The sequence below is a fragment of the Sinobaca sp. SA16-1 genome (assembly GCF_059510515.1).
Genome location: NZ_JCAKFL010000003.1, coordinates 444,597 through 461,940 on the forward strand (window position 1 = coordinate 444,597; position 17,344 = coordinate 461,940).

Here is a 17,344-nt window from a genome sequence, read left to right on the forward strand (position 1 = left end):
AACCAGAGGAGGAAAACGATTGGCAGAACAACAGAAAAAGAAAAGATGGAGCCGCAGCTGGGTTATCTTCGGACTGCTTCTGCTCATACTTATTGTAAATCAAATTCCGCTTCCCTACTATTATTCCCAGCCCGGCGAGGCGAATGCCCTTGAAGATATCATTATGGTAGAGGGCGGCGAAGGGGAGGAAGGGGAGTTTTATATTACGACGATCCTCCAGAGAAGAGCGAATATCCCGCTTTATCTATGGGCCCAGGTTTCGCCTTATAGAGAAGTAACACCGACAGATTCTTACTTAATGGATGGTGAAACAGATGATGAGTATTTTCACCGTCAGGAAATGATGATGACAAGCTCACAGGAAGCCTCCAAGCTTGTTGCCTACCGGGAAGCGGGACTCGAGCCTGATATCGAATATGAAGGCATACGCGTCACAGAGGTTATTGAAGGAATGGACGCGGCAGCCCATCTGCAGGAAGGCGATCTTATTACTTCTGTGAACGGTACAGGGGTTAATACATTGGAAGAGCTTAATGCAGAGCTGGAAAATGAAGAAATCGGCACCGAAATAACGGTCGGACTTACGAGAGCGGAAGAAGAAGAAACCGCCTCGGTAGCTATTGACAGATTTCCAGAAGAAATGGACAGCGAAGGAAGAGGCGGCCTTGGTCTATTATTTCCTTATACGCAGCGAAGCATTGAATTTGATCCGGAAGTTGAAATAGAAGCTGGAGCAATCGGTGGTCCTTCAGCAGGACTAATGTTTGCTCTGGAGATATATAATCAACTGACCCCGGATGATCTGACAAAAGGACTAAAGGTGGCGGGTACCGGTACGATTGATGATGAAGGAAACATTGGCCGCATCGGCGGCATTGAACAGAAAGTTGTTGCAGCGGAAGAGTCCGGAGTAGACGTATTCTTTGCCCCGGATGACGATCTGGACTCTCCTTCGAATTACGATCAGGCGGCCGAGACGGCAGCGGATATAGAGGCAGAAATGGAAGTAATCGGTGTAAGAACATTTGAAGAAGCCGCTTCCTATCTGGAAGCTTACACCCCTTCTTAATACAAAAACCTGTACAGGGGTGCTTTCCGCAGGCCATGCCTTAAGCTAAAGAGGAAAAAAACGACCTCTTTATCTTCACCTATGGCTGTTCTGCAGGAGTCACCCCTGTGTGTTTTTCTTTTCACCTTTTCAACAAAGTGTTAAAAGAATTCGAGATCGTGTATAGGTATACAAGGTGAAATAATTTCTCGACAATCTGAAAACCGGAAAGCCTTGAGGGCTTTCCGGTTTTTCATAATATAAGGGGGGGCAGGGTGTATTCTTCTTTCCAACGGGCCGTTTTCCAATCGGGAAAAGGCAGGTAATAAGTAGAGGAAGCCCTGTCTTCTAGTAACGCCTGGCCGGTTTTTCTACGTGGCATTGAGGTCTTCAGTGGGATCGTGAATGATTTTTTCCGCTGCTGCAGATACGCTCGGCCCGCTGCGGTCATCCCAAGCAGTCTCATATACTGAGGCTGCCCATCTGTCATGGCGTCAGTCATTTCCGATTTTGTAACCCCAAGAAGAATCTGAATAGATGCGCGCTGCAGGCGGGTCGTCGTATAGCGTTTCGTTTTAGCGGCAGCCAGCATGGCCGCAAAGCTTTCTTCCCGGGCATGTTTGGCAAGAAGCCGTTCTAGTCCTTCCTCCGCCTCGTACATAGTGCTTAAGTGTTCACGGGAAACCGTCAGAAGCTTTGCCTGCAGAAAAGGAAAGTAGTGCTCCCATTCCACGAAAGGCGCCTGACCCGCGTAGGCTGTAAGCAGCGAAAAGGCGGATGCGGGCATATAAGGTTCAACAGATGAAGCTGTTTGGTCAGTAAGTATTCTTCGGATTGCTGTTGCGCTTGCTATGTGTGCTGAAGGAAGTTCCTTGTCATGAAAGGCAGCTCCTGTCCGTTTAATAGTAACCGGTTCAATAGAAGCCCGCAGGCTCTTTACGGCCTGTATGTAATGCAGTCCCAGGCTGTTGTTAGGCTCAGCGATATCGGGAAGGTCTTCAGCCGGAGAGAGAGCTTTAAAAGCAGAAGCGGCAGCCCGTGGATAGCTGTAGCCGAGCTGATTAAAATAGCGTACATGTTTATCATATTCCAGCCGGTGTTCGTCTAAAAAAGAAGCGAGGGAGAGAAAAGGCTCGATGGTACCGGCTTCGCTTCCAAAACAAAGGTAGTCTGTGCCCAGCTGCTTTAGAATGGATACAGCGCCGCGTGCGAAAACAGAGGCGTGCTGACTGGAGAAGGCATACGGAAGTTCTATTACAATATCCGCGCCTTCGAGAAGAGCCATTTCTGTTCGGATTCGCCGGGGAACAACAGCCGGTTCTCCTCTTTGAAGGAAGTAGCCGCTCATTACAGCTACAACGGTATCGGCTCCCGTGATCCGCCGCGCTTCCTGCAGATGGAAGGCATGGCCATTATGAAACGGATTGTACTCAACAACCACTCCTACTGCTGTCATAATAGACCCCCTTTCAATATTTGGTGCTCATCATATTTTTTTCTTTATTAAGAGACGCCGAAATGGTAAAATAGAGCCACTATTCCTTACATTATAATGTAAAGAAAATATGTTGACAAATATAGTGATGGTGGATATAATTATTTTTGTTGCCTTGAGGTGATGTAAATGAAATGGAGTATACAGCAGCTTTACGCAAAGCGGGTCCGAGGACTCGTTGTTGACGATGAAGTGAATGTAGATGAGTTAAAAGAAAGAGACAGCGAAATCAGGGATATTTCACCTGCGAAAGTAAGCGGGCACGCTGAATTTTCAGCTGATGGACTAGTAACCTTCTTTCTTCGGATATCCGGGGAAATGACGCTGCCCTGCGCAAGATCGCTTGCAGACGTCCGCTATTCATTTGAAACGGAAACAGAAGAGATGTTTCAAATAGACGGTTACAAAGACACAGAAGATGAAGACGTTCGTGAACCGGAAAATGGTTTTGTTGATCTGCTTCCGGCTGTAAAGGAAAGCATTCTGCTTTCTATACCTATCCAGGTTTTTGCTGATGAAGAAGAACAGAAAAAAGGTCCGGCTCCTCTTGAAGGAGAAAACTGGTCTTTGATCTCAGAAAAAGAAGCATCTGAAGAAACGGAAAAAGAAGCAGACACCGTAGACCCTAGATTAAAGGATTTAAGCAAATTCTTTGATAAATAAAGATGAAGCACAAAGATAACCGCATTTTCTTTTGTATTCATAAGAGAAATTTTCATGAATATATGGTAAAATGTTGTGTCTGACTAGAAGTGTAACTTGTATAAGGAGGTGGGTAACATGGCAGTACCATTTAGACGTACTTCTAAAACCCGCAAAAGACAGCGCCGTTCACATTTGAGAATGGAAATTCCGGGTATGGTAAAATGTCCGGATTGTGGTGAAATGAAACTTTCACACCGCATCTGTAAAAATTGCGGTTCTTATAAGGGAGAAACAGTAATCGAAAAAAAATAACCAGAGAAAGCTGCATAGTGGGTATATCCATTATGCAGCTTTTTTTGAATAAAATGATAACGTTTTCATAGAAGGGGAGAGAAAAAATGGAAAAAAAGGTGATAAAATCAAATATAGGCGGGCGTTGCATCATAAAAATTAATCGGCCGGAAGTGCATAATGCTGTAGATTTTGACGTTATGCATCTTTTAAACCGGTATTTGGATGAAGCTGCCGAAGATACAGCGGTTGAGATGCTGGTTCTTACAGGAACGGGCGGAAAAGCGTTTTGTGCAGGAGGGGATTTACGAGCCTTTCAGCATCTACATACAGAAGAAGAAGCGTTTCAAATGCTTAACGGCATGAGCGGTGTTCTTAAAAAAATAGCGGCATTTCCCTATCCGACTGCAGCCTTGTTAAATGGAAATGCATATGGCGGCGGGGCGGAACTTGCCATGGCATGTGATGTAAGAGTAGCAGTTCCTTCCGCATCTTTTGGTTTTACGCAGGGGAAATTTGCGATTACTACAGGATGGGGCGGGGGGGCGCTTCTGCTGAACAAAACTCCTTACGATACCGCCGTGAATGTATTATGTTCCTCAAGAGTATACTCTGCCCGGGACTGGCATGAGATGGGGATAATTACCGAAGTGCAGGAAAGCCCTGAAGCTGGAACTATCCTGGGGTGGCACAACGGGGAAAAAGAAGTTAATAAAGCCTATAAAACATTAGCAAGAAGAATGCTTAATGAAGAAAAATTGTTTGCTATGATGGATGAGGAAGTACGCACCTGCGCCGCTCTATGGGCCGAACCGGCCCATGAGAAAGCAGTCGAGCAGTTTCATTCCAGAAAAAGAATATAAAAAAAGGCCCTTTCCATTTTTGGAAACGGGCCTTCTCATTATTCCTGCGGCTGAACGCCTTCAGGGTACCAGACAAAAGGATTTTCCCCGCGGTCACGATCCGGGTCATACGTAACAGGCTGAAAGCCCATCTTATCCCAAAAGTCATCGGAACGCTGACGTGCATTTGTTTTTACAGGGATGTTAAAACTTTTGGCGTGTTCTACGAGCGCCTGCCCGTATCCTTTGTGTTTATAACCTTCCAGCACCTCGAGTTTCCAAAGCTCTAAATAACCTTTTGGCGGATCAAAGTACTGATCATATTTGCTTTCAATTTTATACAGGCACATTCTGGCAACCAGCCTGTCACCATAATAAATACCGTAAAAAGGAGATTCGCTGTCGTTTTCAATAATGTTTTCCTCGAGCTCTTCTTTCATGGACAGCTCCTGGGCTCCCACTTCTTTAAACTGCTGAAAATCTTCAAGTGTTTTAAAATTTATAAGTAAGCGCTTTACTTTTTCCGTTGCCATAATCATCCTCCTCTGTCTATTCTAATTCTATTGTACTATAAAGATTCCCATATTTGTGTAATAATAAAAGAAGAAAAAATAGACCGAATAGTAAGAAAAATAAAGAATCAAACTTAGGGGTTAGGCAATGGGAAGGGAGTATGCTAGAATTTATAGGGATTTACAAAATGACTACACGGAGCTTGGCGCAAATAGGAAAAAGCTCCGAAAGAAAGCGTGAAGTATATGCAGATTTTTATAGACGCAATCGTCGGCACTTTGTTGCTTCTCCCTTTTTTAGGATGGTACATACTCTATTTCATACAAGCAAAGATTACGAAGAAAAAAAGAAAATCAATGCGGAGGGCATCGGAGTTTTCCTCTCTGTTTTTTGCCACATCCATTTATTTTTACGCCCAGCTTTTATGGGGGCTGTCTGTATTGTGGATTATATTCCTGGTTGTTCTGGTAATCGGTATCATTGTATTAATACTTCACCGGAAGTATAGATTAGATATGGAATTTCCAAAGATTATGAAAAGCATGATGCGCTTTTCTTTTGCCGTATTTTTTGCGGCATATATCCTGATGCTGCTTTATGGATTAATTGATTATTTCTTTATTGCTTAAGAAAGGCAGGCCTCTTATGAATACGACCATCGGAGATGTAGAGTTATCTACATTTAACACAGCTTATAAAAACCTGCATCCGTCTGCTGTTGCTCTGTTTGATTATATTCCGTCCGCAGACGGAATCCAAAAACGGCACACAGCGTTATTGCAAAAATCTTTTGAGAGAGAAGAGCTGGCAGAAGCTCTTTTTTCATTCAACAAAAAGTTTTTATACAATCAAAAAGCATTAGGTGCTATAGAGCGTTTAAAAAACAAAAAAGCTACGGTAGTAGTTGGAGGGCAGCAGGCAGGTCTTCTGACTGGTCCAATGCTTGTTATTTCCAAAGCTTTAAGTATTATTTCGCAGGCGAAAAAGCTGGAACAGGCCACAGGCTCTCCAGTTCTGCCTGTTTTCTGGATAGCCGGGGAAGACCATGACTGGCTTGAGATTAATCATATTTGGGTGCCGGGCGGAAACGGCCCTGTGAAAGTACGGTACAAAGGATATAAAAAAGAGCAGCTTGCAGCTTCCGAACAGCAGCTGCCTTCGCAGGACTTATCTGTATTTATTACGGAAGTGTTCAGGCATTTAGAGGAGACCGAACATTCTGCTTCCCTGCTGAAGACAATAAATTGTCTCGCCGAAAGGTCGGCTTCCGTGTCTCTGTTTTTTGGAGAGTGTATGCGCTGGCTGTTTAAAGATACAGAGCTGATTTTGCTGGATGCGCATGATGAACAGATTAGAGCATTGGAAAAGCAAGTATTTACGAATGTCATAACCAATAATGAAAAAATAAGAAGTGCCCTTAAAGAGGGGGAAGCAAAACGAACAGAAGCTGGTTTCTCTCCGGTGGAAGGTATAAACGCCCAAAGCAGCCACCTGTTTTATCATCTCCCTCAGCGTGATTTGTTATACCCACTGCCCGATGGAGGCATGGAGACGAAAAGCGGCAGAGTATTCGATACAGATACATTGATGAAAGAAGTACAGAAAAAACCATTTCCTTTCAGTTCCAACGTAGTGACAAGGCCATTGACCCAGGAGGCGCTTCTGCCTGTGCTTGCTTTTATCGGCGGTCCGGGTGAAGTGAATTATTGGAGCCTGCTGAAGCCGGTTTTTCATGCAATGGACTACGCTATGCCCCCGGTGTTGTTAAGACAGCACTTGACCGTGCTGGATAAACAAACACAGAAACTATTGAAAAACGAAAAAATTCCGGTGGGCAGCGGCGCAGTAAAAGAAATAGCGTGCAGGATAAAAGCTGTCGAAGATTCTCCTGCTTTCCAGGAAGGACGTTCGGCGGCTGAGGCAATGGTGGAAGAAATAAAGCCTATGCATGAACAGCTGGCGCAGAATTGGGAAAAAAAGCGCCCGGCTGAAAAAAGCTTCGCAGAAAACAACTGGCGGCGGATACAAAACGAAATATTCGCTCTCGCCAATCGAATCGATTCCGTAGAAAAAGAGAAAGCGGGCCGGCAGTTGAAAAATTTGAAAGAAGCCCTGCAGGTTCTTCAGCCGAATGGTATCCCTCAGGAAAGGGTGTACTCAATATTCTGGCTGCTTAACCTGTATGGACCGGAAATAGTAAATACGATGTCCGAAGCGCTGGAGACTTCGTTTGCATCGGCCCAGCATTATATCGAACTGTAACCCGCCTAATCATAGGCGGGTTTTTTTGTTGTAGGTATTTTTATTAAAGAAAACATCGAAATTGTAAAAAATTCCAGAAAGTGACCGATAGTAAATAAGTATAAATAATAATAAGGAGACAAACACATGTGGAACAATAGAAAAATCGGATCGAAAATTAACATTATCGTGCTGTCGATTCTGGCGCTGCTTTTTATCGGTCTTGGAAGCGTTGTATACTGGCAGACTTCAGAGAGTATTAAAAAAGCGTCCACAGAGAAAGCGGCGTCGGATCTTCAATTAGGGCGCGAAGCATTAAACGGTGCCTATCCGGGAGAGTGGGCGCTGGTAGATGGTACTCTCGTTAAAGGAGAGACGCCGGTATCCGATGAAATGGTGGATTACATAGGGAATATCACTGAAGGAACAGTGACTATATTTCAAGAGGACACCCGTGCTGCTACCAATGTAATGGTGGATGGAGAGCGGGCAGTCGGCACCCAGGCTTCTCCGGAAGTAATAGAAACTGTAATGAATCAACAGGAAACATACACAGGAGAAGCGGACGTTGCAGGCAATATGTATCAAACGGCATACGAGCCGATTGTTGATGAAAACGGACAAGTGGTGGGTATGTGGTACGTAGGAGCATCACAGGAATTAATCAGTGAAACTGTAACTATTATGATGACAGCCTTCGTACTTATTTTCGTCGTAATGGCCGCGCTGGCAACTTTTTTCGTGTGGTTGTTTACGAAAGGATTGAATAAGCGGCTTCAAACGATGACCAATGCGCTGCAGCGTGCAGGTCAGGGTGACTTTTCCGTTGAGTTGGAGGATCATTCAGGTGATGAAATCGGTCGTCTGGCCAGGGACTATAATGAAATGAAAGAGAAGCTGACAAGGCTTGTCCATCAATTATCAATTTCTTCTGAGCAGGTGGCCGCTTCTTCTGAAGAGCTTACCGCAAGCGCTGAAGAAACGAGTAAAGCGTCCATACAGATATCGGAAAGCATCCAGCAGGTAGCTTCCGGTACAGATCAGCAGACTGCCTCTACGGAGGATGATCTAACCATTTTGCGAAATCTTGCTGAAGGGATGGAAACCTTGACGGTGCAGGTGCATAAGGCAAAAACCGTATCGGAAGACACTTCTTCTAAATCCAATAACGGATTTGATGTGGTGGAACTTGCTACAAGCCAGATGAAAAGCATCCGCAGCACTACAACAGACAGTGCAGCGCATGTGGAAACGCTGGGACAGCAGTCTATGCAGATAGGAAGCATTGTAACGCTTATTAGAGAAGTGGCTGAGCAGACTAACCTGCTGGCATTAAACGCTGCTATCGAAGCGGCAAGGGCAGGGGAGCAGGGAAGAGGATTTGCAGTGGTGGCAGAAGAAGTGAGAAAGCTCGCAGAGGAATCCCAACTTTCTGCAAAACAGATTGAAACCATTGTGTTTGACATAAAAACCGGCATTGAATCAGCAGTTGTGTCAATGAAAGAAGGAGAAAAAGCAGTTGATACAGGAATGGATTATGTCGTAAAAGCAGGACTCTCCTTTAAAGAAATTTCGCAGGGAGTTCACGAAATGGAAGAACAAATGATCCAGGCTTCCGGCAATGTAGAAGATATGGCTGATAAAACAAAAGGGCTGGAACGTTCAATGGCGGAATCTCTTACTGTGTTAAAAGAGGCAACGGGGTATTCGGAAAATGTTGCTGCAGCGGCTGAAGAACAGACAGCCTCCATGCAGGAAGTTTCCAGTGCTTCCGGAAGTTTAGCTGCAACGGCGGAAGAATTACAGCAGTCAATGCAATCTTTTATCCTTAAGTGAACAAAGGTATGGCGGGCCCGCGTCCTTAAAGGATACGCGGGCTTTAATTAGGACTATATTAGATAATTGTGAATTTAAGTAAATTTTTTTGAAGAAATCGTGGTACAAAGTGGTGGAATGTGGTAACTTTAGGATAGACAGTGGAGGAAGAGGGTTGCAGCCATGTTTATGGGAGAGCATCACCACAATATTGATGACAAAGGAAGAATGATTATTCCTTCCCGTTTTAGAGAGTCCCTCGGGAAAACATTTGTTATCACTAGAGGAATGGATGAATGCCTGTTTGTTTACCCCATGGAAGAATGGCAGCTGCTTGAAAAGAAAATGGAAAACCTTCCTTTCACTAAAAAAGATGCAAGAGCTTTTACCAGATTTTTTTTCTCAGGGGCTTCCGAATGTGAATTAGACAAGCAGGGAAGAAGCATGATTCCTGCGACCCTTCGTCAATACGCCGGTTTATCAAAAGAGTGTGTTGTAATTGGTGTCTCAGCAAGAGTGGAGATTTGGAGTAAAGAAAACTGGGAGAGGTATTTTTCCGCTTCGCAGGAATCTTTCTCCGAAATAGCAGAAAATATTGCAGATTTCGACTTTTAAGCCAATGAAGGGAACAATGGAGGTGCCTGAAACGTTTTGAATAATTTCACCCATGAAACAGTCCTTTTAAAAGAAGCCGTGGAAGGACTTGCTGTAAAAAAGAACGGCATCTATGTGGACGCCACCCTTGGTGGAGGCGGACACAGCGAAGAAATAGTCAAACAGCTTGATGGAACAGGACATTTATATGCATTTGACCAGGATGAGCGGGCGATTGCCTCCGCTGAGAAAAGATTAGCTCCATTTAAAGAAAACATGACGATTATCCGGGCAAACTTTGCCTCCATTAAAGAGGAACTGCATCAGCTGGGTGTTTATAAAGTGGATGGAGTACTGTTTGATTTAGGTGTGTCATCGCCGCAGTTTGACGAGGCGGATAGAGGATTCAGCTATCGGTATGACGCACCGCTTGATATGAGAATGGACCAGCGCCAAAGCTTAACGGCATGGCACATAGTGAATGAATGGAGTTTTTCTGACATACAGCGAGTGATTTCCAGGTTTGGAGAAGAAAAATTTGCCAAGCAGATTGCCAGAAAAATTGAAGCGGCACGGGAATCAAAACCAATAGACAGCACATTTGAACTTATCGACATAATTAAAGATGCGATCCCGGCCCCGGCCCGAAGAAAAGGCGGACATCCGGCTAAAAGAACATTTCAGGGTATCCGAATGGCAGTAAATGGCGAACTCGATGTGATGGAAAAAGCGTTAATTGACAGTATTTCCATACTTCGAGAAGGAGGAAGGCTCAGCGTTATTACTTTTCATTCTTTAGAAGACCGTCTTTGTAAGCGGATCATTAAAGAAAAAAGTTCCTATCCCGAACTTCCGCGAGGCCTGCCGGTTATTCCTGAAAGCGCAGAACCCGAGTTGAAAAAAATAACAACAAAACCAATTATTCCAACGGAGCAGGAACAAGAAGCCAATAGAAGATCCCATTCTGCAAAACTAAGAATAGCTGAAAAAAATCAGGAGGTCAGCAATGGATAACTTAGCCAAACAAATTCAGCGGCAGAGACATCAAAAAGTAGAAATACATAAAGAAGCGCATGAACATGTGAAAAAGAGTATTACAAAAGGTGAAAAAATGATTATTAGTACAGCTGCTGTATTAATCATGGCTGCCTGCTTTTTCATTATCTCCAATTTCGCTGCAATTTATGGCCATGAAAGAGAAATATCTTCATTATCCCAGTCGGTCAGTCAACAGTCGGAAGTAAATCAAAGTTTGGAAGTTGAAATTTCCGAGCTGAGTGCTCCAGACCGGATTATGTATTATGCCAAAGAAGAACTTGGCATGAGCCTTCAGGATGATCAGGTAAAAGTAATTCAAAGCGTCAATCAATAATCGTAAATAGGAGGCTGGCTGCGGGGGGAATCTCCTTCATGCCAGCCTCTTTCGAGGATAAGAACAAAAAAACGGGGTTGCTCCGAAAGGCCCTGAGATCTTACAGGCGGTGAAAAGTGTTATGGCAGCACGAAGAAAAAGCACAATTATGAGAGCACTGATCCTATTAGGCATTGTCAGCTTATTTTTTATGATTTTCACAGCGAGAGTAGTATATGTGCAGGTCGGCAAGGAAGTCAGGGGGCAGGACCTCGAGGAAATGGCAGAATCCAGATGGACGACGACCCAGACGCTTCACGGAGAGCGCGGCACCATCTATGACCGCGGCGGAGAAGCGCTGGCTGAAGAAGTTCAGTCTTTTACAGCTTTTGCTATTCTGGATCAGGATTATGAAGACCATATCGAAGACCCCGCCCAGACTGCCAGAGACTTATCGCCTCTAATTAATATGGAAGAAGAGGAACTGGAGAATCTTCTTTCCCAGGACGATAGATTTCAGGTAGAACTTGGAGCAGGGGCAAAGTATTTAAGTCTTTCAGAAAAAGAAGCAATTGAAGAACTGGATATTAACGGTATTCAATTTACGACAGAGCCGAAACGGTATTATCCGAACCAGACGTTTGCTTCGCACGTGTTAGGATTTACAAACCGGGATATGACAGAATCTCTTATGGGACTCGAACGCGGTCTGAACGATAATCTGGAACCTGAAGATGGAGAGTTGAGTTATGAAAGAAACCGGCAGGGTGTTCCACTTCTTGATCCGAATGAATTAGTAGACGAGCCGGAAGATGGAGAAGATGTCTATCTAACGATTGATTCGAATATCCAGACCGTTTTGGAACAGGCTATGACGGAAGTAGATGAAACATACAACCCCAATAAACTTACGGCGGTTGTAGCGAATGCAAAAACCGGGGAAATACTCGGAATGAGCAATCGGCCAAGCTTTAATCCAAACGAATATGAGTCGATTACGAACTACACCAATTTTGCTGTCTCCGATAGAATTGAGCCTGGTTCAACGATGAAAATGTTTACTTTGGCTGCAGCAATTGAAGAAGGCGTGTACGATGGAGAGGAAGAGTATAAGTCCGGACGCTATGAAATTTTGGACAGCCGGATTTCCGATCATAACAACGGAGAAGGCTGGGGCGAAATTGATTATGATGAAGGCCTGAGGCGTTCATCCAACGTGGCGTTCGCCAAGCTGGTGTTGGAAAAGCTTGGCGCAGATACTTTTTTCTCCTATATTGATGCTTTTGGCTTCAGAGACATTACAGGCATTGATCTTCCAAACGAGGCAAATAGTTCAATAGCAGATTCTGATGATTTAGACGCTGGGGTTTCCGCTTTTGGCCAGGCATCCGCCTACACGCCAATTCAGCTCGTACAGGCAGCTTCAGCAATTGCAAACGACGGGGAAATGATGAAGCCTTATGTTGTGGATCGTATTCATGATGAACAGGAAGATGTAGACACGTACAAAGCGAGCCCCGAATCAGCAGGTAACCCTATCAGTGCTGAAACGGCAAAAGAAGTGAGAGATAAGCTGGAAACAGTTGTCTCAGCAGAAGACGGCACCGGGCGTCCTTATCAAATTGACGGCATTGATGTGGCGGGTAAGACAGGAACGGCTCAAATCAGCAGCGACGATGGATCCGGCTATTTATCCGGTGAAGACGAAAATATATTCTCCTTTATGGGAATGGCCCCTGCAGATGATCCAAGCATTATCGTGTATGTGGCGGTAGACCGTCCGGAACTGGACGGTTCCGAATCCGGTTCTGCTCCGGTGTCACAGATATTTAATCCGGTAATGAAGCAGAGTCTTTCGTACATGAACATCGCTCCTGATAATGATGTTGAAAATGAAGAAGTTTTTGATGAAACAGGGATTGAAACCGTGGATTTCACTGAAATGACGACACAGCAGGCTCAGGATAAAGTAGAGTCTCTTGGTTTAACTCCGGTTGTTGTGGGAGCTGGAAACGACATTGATTCCCAGCTGCCGGAAGCCGGAAGCAATGTTATTGCCGGTGAAAAAGTATTTTTAAGAACAAATGGTGAGGCGGTTATGCCGGATATGACGGGCTGGTCGATAAGAGACGCCAAGCGTTTCAGCGAGCTTCTCGACAAACCGCTGCGTTTTGAAGGATCCGGTTATGTAACCGAACAAAATATTGATCCGGAGGCAGTCGTCCCTGAAAAAGGTGGTATTACGATTACTCTTATGACTCCGGCTGAATTAAGAGAAGAAGAAGCAGCTGCTGCTGAAGAAGAACCTGAAGAAGAACCTGAAGAAGTTTCAGAAGAAGAATCTGGAGAAGAAACCGCTGAAGAGACAGAAGAAGGTACCAACAGCGATGAAGCAGATGAGGATTCTCCGGAAGAGCAGGAAGAGCTTCAGGAAAACGATGAAGAGACCGTGCCTGAAGAAGCTCCTCTTGAAGAAGAGGCGGCTGACACAGAATAAATGAGGTCTTCGAGCGGAAATGATAAAAACAAGGGTGACAAACTTTTATAGGAAGCTTAAAATGAAAATGGTGAAACGGCCGGGGTATTTCCTTGGCCTGTTCATTTGTCAGCCGGTTTTTACAAACAAAAAACGCAATTCGCAGGAGAGTATAAAATGATAACCCTACATGATTTACTGCCGCCGGTATTGGTTCACGGCGCCCTTCCAACGGAAAATCCCAAGATAACATCCATTCATATGGATTCCAGAGAGGTGGTTTCCGGAGGGGTGTTTTTCTGCATTGAAGGCTATACTGTCGACGGCCACAAATACGCAGAACAGGCTGTAAGCAATGGTGCCTGTGCAGTAATAGCCAAATATCCGCTTGAGCTTTCTGTGCCGGTGCTGGTCGTCCGTGATACACAAAAAACGATGGCGATAGCGGCAAGCCGCTTCTATCAGCATCCAACGAAAGAAATCAGGCTGATTGGAATTACAGGAACCAATGGAAAAACGACTACAAGCCACCTCGTTGAAGCAATTTTAAAAGAAGCTTCTATCCAAACAGGTCTTATCGGAACGATGTATACCAAAATTAATGAAGAGGTTTATGAAACGAAAAATACGACACCCGAATCGGTCACGATACAGAAAATATTCCGGGATATGAACGATCAGGACGTCGGCTCCTGCATAATGGAAGTGTCTTCCCATGCTCTGGATTTAGGAAGAGTGCGAGGCTGTGATTTTAACACTGTTGTTTTCACCAATTTGACCCAGGATCATCTTGATTATCACGAGACAATGGATAAATACATGCAGGCTAAAAGCTTATTATTCAGTCAGCTGGGAAATTCCTATGATGGCGAAGAGAAAACAGCAGTCCTGAACGCGGACGATAATGCTTCCGCATTTTTTGAAAGAGTCTGTTCCGCTCCAGTGATTACGTATGGAATAGAACAATCGGCAGACATCCGTGCGGAGAATATCTCCATGTCGCCGACCGGAACGTCCTTTACGATTGTAACCCCATGGGGAGAAGAGCCGCTTTCTCTTTCGATGGCAGGTAAATTCAGTATTTATAACGCACTGGCAGCAGCAGCGGCAGCTCTTGCAGAAGGAATTGCTCTTTCTACTATCGTGTCGGCGCTTGGAAAAGTAAAAGGAGTTGCAGGACGGTTTGAACTAGTAGAGTCAGAGGAAGATTTTGCAGTTATTGTTGATTACGCCCATACGCCGGACAGTTTAAAGAATGTGCTGGAAACGGCACGCGAAATGGCAACCGGCTCTATATACACAGTGGTAGGCTGTGGAGGTAACCGTGATAAGACGAAGCGTCCGGAAATGGCGCATATCGCGGTAACATTATCCGATATGTGTGTGTTTACCGCAGATAATCCAAGAGATGAAAACCTGTCTTCCATCATTGATGACATGACAATGGGTTTGACAAATACAAACTTTACAGTGATTGAAGACCGCAGGGCAGCCATTGAATATGCAGTGGAAAAAGCAGAACCTGGTGATCTTGTATTGATTGCAGGTAAAGGACACGAAACATATCAGATCATAAAAGATCAGGTATTCTCTTTTGATGATAGAAAAGAAGCAGAAACAGCAATAAAAAATAAAACACATAAGTAAAACTGTTTGTTTTTAATAGAAAGGACGTCCAATAATGGCGCTCAATGTAATAATAGCCTGCATTTTGGCTTTCGTATTTATGATTATTCTTACTCCCTTTTTTATACCGGCTTTAAAGAAATTTAAATTCGGGCAGAGTATCAGGGAGGAAGGGCCGGAGTCCCACATGAAAAAAGGCGGTACTCCGACAATGGGCGGCATTGTCATTCTTGTCTCTCTTGTTTTAACAATGATTGTTATGACCATCTGGACCGGTTTTAGTACAGAGCTTTTTCTACTGCTTTTAGTAACCGTTGGATTTGGTACTCTCGGTTTTCTTGATGACTTCATTAAAATTGTAAAAAAACGCAATCTCGGCCTGACTTCTAAACAGAAGCTGGCCGGCCAGGCAGTAATAGCCCTGATTTTTTTCCTCGTTATTTACTCAGGGGATTTCAGTACATCTGTGGCTGTGCCGGCGACAGATTTCAGCTTGGATCTTGGATTTTTATATTTCTTTTTAGTTATTTTTATGCTTGTCGGGGCATCAAACGCCGTAAACTTAACCGATGGACTGGATGGCCTGTTGGCAGGCACAGGAGCCATAGCCTTTCTTGCTTTTGCGATTCTGGCCTGGATTCAGGGTGCATCTGATATCGCTGTCTTCTCTTTTGCTATAGTAGGCGCTTGTTTAGGATTTCTTGTGTTTAACGCCCATCCTGCTAAAGTATTTATGGGAGACACTGGTTCTCTTGCACTCGGTGGAGCGATAGCTGCAATTGCTATTCTGCTCGGTGCTGAACTGATTCTGGTTATTATCGGCGGTGTGTTTGTAATTGAGACACTATCGGTTATTATCCAGGTGGCATCTTTTAAATTAAGAGGCAAGCGTATTTTTAAAATGAGTCCAATCCACCACCATTTTGAACTTTCCGGCTGGTCGGAGTGGAAAGTAGTCACCGTATTCTGGAGTGCAGGACTTGTTCTCGCAGTAGCAGGAATAATAATTGAGGTGCTGATATAATGGAGCAATCCCTGTATAAAAATAAACATATATTAATTGTGGGCCTTGCTAAAAGCGGGATGTCCGCCGCAAGGCTGCTTCATCGTCTTGGCGCTCACGTAACAGTGAACAATGGGGCTTCTTCTGAAGGAACTGCAGAAGAAAAAGAGTTAACCCAATTAGGTATCCCGCTTCACAGCGGCGGGCATCCATTTTCTTTGTTGGAAGAAAAAGTTGATATGGTCGTAAAAAACCCCGGCATCCGCTATGATCTGCCGCTGCTTGAAAAGGCAGCGGAGATGAATATTCCAGTTATTACAGAAATGGAAATAGCGGGCCATTTATGTAAGGGTACGATGATAGCCATTACCGGTTCCAACGGAAAAACAACCACTTCAAGTCTCCTTCATGCTCTGCTCGAAGAAGGTGGAAAAACCTCCTATCTGGCCGGAAACATTGGTACAGTAGCCTGTGAAGTAGCAGAAAAAGTAAAACAGGATGAGTTTATGGTGACGGAGGTTTCAAGTTTTCAATTAAAAGGAAGTCCCTCCTTTAAGCCTGCTATTGGTATAATATTAAATATTTTTGACGCTCACCTGGATTATCATGGCTCGAAAGAAGATTATGTAGAGTCTAAAGGAAAGGTATTTGCCAACCTTACAAAGGAAGACTACGCTTTATACAATGCGGATGATGCCGAAGTAACGGCGCTCGCTGAACAGTCGAATGGCCGGCTTTTTCCTTTCTCTACAGCAAAGCTGCTAACAGAGGGAGCCTGCATTAAAGACGGGTGGATGATGTTTAACAACGAGCCCGTTATGGAGATGAGCAGGGCTTCTCTGCCGGGCAGACACAATCATGAAAACATGCTTGCCGCCGCCGCGGCTGCAATGCTGAGCGGTGTCAGCGGTGAAGCAGTGAAGAACGTATTAACTACATTCCAGGGTATCAAGCACAGGCTTCAATACGTAGGAGATGTGAATAGCGTTCGCGTGTACAATGATTCAAAAGCGACTAATATTCTATCGACCCAAAAAGCCATTGAAGCTTTTTCAGACCCGGTCGTTCTGATTGCAGGAGGGTTGGATAGAGGAAATGAGTTTGACAGCCTCGAATCCGCCTTTACCGGCCTGAAAGCGGTAGTAGCCTATGGTGAAACAAAATACAAACTGGCGGATACCGCAGAAAAAGCGGGATTAAATATAGTGAAAATTGTAGATACCCTCGAGGAAGCAACCGCCGCGGCCGCAGATATTGCAGAGCCGGGAGAAGTTCTTCTTCTTTCTCCGGCGTGTGCAAGCTGGGACCAGTTTAAAACGTTTGAACAAAGAGGCGACCTTTTTATCCAGGAAATAAATAAACAAAAAAAGCAGTAATATGTTTTTCGACACCGGAAAAACAAAA

Annotated in this window: 16 protein-coding genes; 14 read left to right on the forward strand and 2 right to left on the reverse strand. The window is 44.5% G+C overall.

All coding sequences use genetic code 11. The features are described from left to right. Positions 1 to 19: 19 nt before the first annotated feature. Positions 20 to 1,069 (forward strand): SepM family pheromone-processing serine protease, encoded by a 1,050-nt coding sequence (locus tag AC5W2J_RS10270; protein WP_496059372.1) that lies wholly within the window; start codon positions 20 to 22, stop codon positions 1,067 to 1,069. Between the two features lie 232 nt (positions 1,070 to 1,301). Here the strand turns inward: AC5W2J_RS10270 and AC5W2J_RS10275 are convergent, their stop codons facing one another. Then, positions 1,302 to 2,504: a nucleotidyltransferase gene (locus AC5W2J_RS10275; protein ID WP_496059373.1), complete on the reverse strand. Its 1,203-nt coding sequence runs from the start codon at positions 2,502 to 2,504 to the stop codon at positions 1,302 to 1,304. Positions 2,505 to 2,672: 168 nt separating this feature from the next. Here AC5W2J_RS10275 and AC5W2J_RS10280 point away from each other — a divergent pair, with 168 nt between their 5' ends. The 3 genes from AC5W2J_RS10280 (at position 2,673) to AC5W2J_RS10290 (ending at position 4,342) form a co-directional block, all read left to right on the forward strand. Next, positions 2,673 to 3,206: a YceD family protein gene (locus tag AC5W2J_RS10280; protein WP_496059374.1), complete on the forward strand. Its 534-nt coding sequence runs from the start codon at positions 2,673 to 2,675 to the stop codon at positions 3,204 to 3,206. Positions 3,207 to 3,323: 117 nt separating this feature from the next. Next, entirely contained in the window at positions 3,324 to 3,500 is a 177-nt protein-coding gene (rpmF, locus tag AC5W2J_RS10285; protein WP_120192339.1) for a 50S ribosomal protein L32, read from the forward strand. A gap of 86 nt (positions 3,501 to 3,586) precedes the next feature. Next, positions 3,587 to 4,342, forward strand: coding sequence for an enoyl-CoA hydratase/isomerase family protein (locus AC5W2J_RS10290; RefSeq protein WP_496059375.1), 756 nt, complete (start codon positions 3,587 to 3,589; stop codon positions 4,340 to 4,342). 38 nt (positions 4,343 to 4,380) lie between these two features. Here AC5W2J_RS10290 and AC5W2J_RS10295 read toward each other — a convergent pair whose 3' ends face one another. Then, the gene (locus AC5W2J_RS10295; RefSeq protein ID WP_496059376.1) at positions 4,381 to 4,854 is read right to left on the reverse strand and encodes an N-acetyltransferase; all 474 of its coding nucleotides are present in this window, start codon (positions 4,852 to 4,854) and stop codon (positions 4,381 to 4,383) included. Positions 4,855 to 5,079: 225 nt separating this feature from the next. On the opposite strand from AC5W2J_RS10295, the gene AC5W2J_RS10300 reads away from it, so the two are divergent. The 10 genes from AC5W2J_RS10300 (at position 5,080) to murD (ending at position 17,316) form a co-directional block, all read left to right on the forward strand. Further along, positions 5,080 to 5,463 (forward strand): DUF3397 domain-containing protein, encoded by a 384-nt coding sequence (locus AC5W2J_RS10300; protein WP_496059377.1) that lies wholly within the window; start codon positions 5,080 to 5,082, stop codon positions 5,461 to 5,463. Positions 5,464 to 5,479: 16 nt separating this feature from the next. After that, positions 5,480 to 7,096: a bacillithiol biosynthesis cysteine-adding enzyme BshC gene (gene bshC / locus AC5W2J_RS10305; protein ID WP_496059378.1), complete on the forward strand. Its 1,617-nt coding sequence runs from the start codon at positions 5,480 to 5,482 to the stop codon at positions 7,094 to 7,096. A gap of 126 nt (positions 7,097 to 7,222) precedes the next feature. Beyond that, positions 7,223 to 8,911 carry a methyl-accepting chemotaxis protein gene (locus AC5W2J_RS10310; RefSeq protein WP_496059379.1) on the forward strand — a complete coding sequence of 563 codons (1,689 nt, stop codon included), beginning with the start codon at positions 7,223 to 7,225 and terminating at the stop codon, positions 8,909 to 8,911. Between the two features lie 162 nt (positions 8,912 to 9,073). After that, the gene (gene mraZ / locus AC5W2J_RS10315) at positions 9,074 to 9,505 is read left to right on the forward strand and encodes a division/cell wall cluster transcriptional repressor MraZ (RefSeq protein ID WP_496059380.1); all 432 of its coding nucleotides are present in this window, start codon (positions 9,074 to 9,076) and stop codon (positions 9,503 to 9,505) included. 36 nt (positions 9,506 to 9,541) lie between these two features. Next, positions 9,542 to 10,498 (forward strand): 16S rRNA (cytosine(1402)-N(4))-methyltransferase RsmH, encoded by a 957-nt coding sequence (gene rsmH / locus AC5W2J_RS10320; RefSeq protein ID WP_496059381.1) that lies wholly within the window; start codon positions 9,542 to 9,544, stop codon positions 10,496 to 10,498. Beyond that, entirely contained in the window at positions 10,491 to 10,856 is a 366-nt protein-coding gene (ftsL, locus tag AC5W2J_RS10325; RefSeq protein ID WP_496059382.1) for a cell division protein FtsL, read from the forward strand. Before rsmH ends, ftsL begins: the two co-directional genes overlap by 8 nt. Positions 10,857 to 10,977: 121 nt before the next feature. Next, positions 10,978 to 13,332, forward strand: a complete 2,355-nt coding sequence (locus AC5W2J_RS10330; protein WP_496059383.1) for a penicillin-binding protein — start codon at positions 10,978 to 10,980, stop codon at positions 13,330 to 13,332. 156 nt (positions 13,333 to 13,488) lie between these two features. After that, positions 13,489 to 14,958 (forward strand): UDP-N-acetylmuramoyl-L-alanyl-D-glutamate--2,6-diaminopimelate ligase, encoded by a 1,470-nt coding sequence (locus AC5W2J_RS10335; RefSeq protein WP_496059384.1) that lies wholly within the window; start codon positions 13,489 to 13,491, stop codon positions 14,956 to 14,958. A 34-nt stretch (positions 14,959 to 14,992) separates the two neighbouring features. After that, a complete protein-coding gene (mraY, locus tag AC5W2J_RS10340; RefSeq protein ID WP_496059385.1) occupies positions 14,993 to 15,961 on the forward strand; it encodes a phospho-N-acetylmuramoyl-pentapeptide-transferase in 969 nt (322 codons plus the stop codon). Then, on the forward strand, positions 15,961 to 17,316 hold the full coding sequence (gene murD, locus AC5W2J_RS10345) for a UDP-N-acetylmuramoyl-L-alanine--D-glutamate ligase (protein ID WP_496059386.1): 1,356 nt from the start codon (positions 15,961 to 15,963) through the stop codon (positions 17,314 to 17,316). The genes mraY and murD overlap by 1 nt, the downstream gene beginning before the upstream one ends. Positions 17,317 to 17,344: the final 28 nt, after the last annotated feature.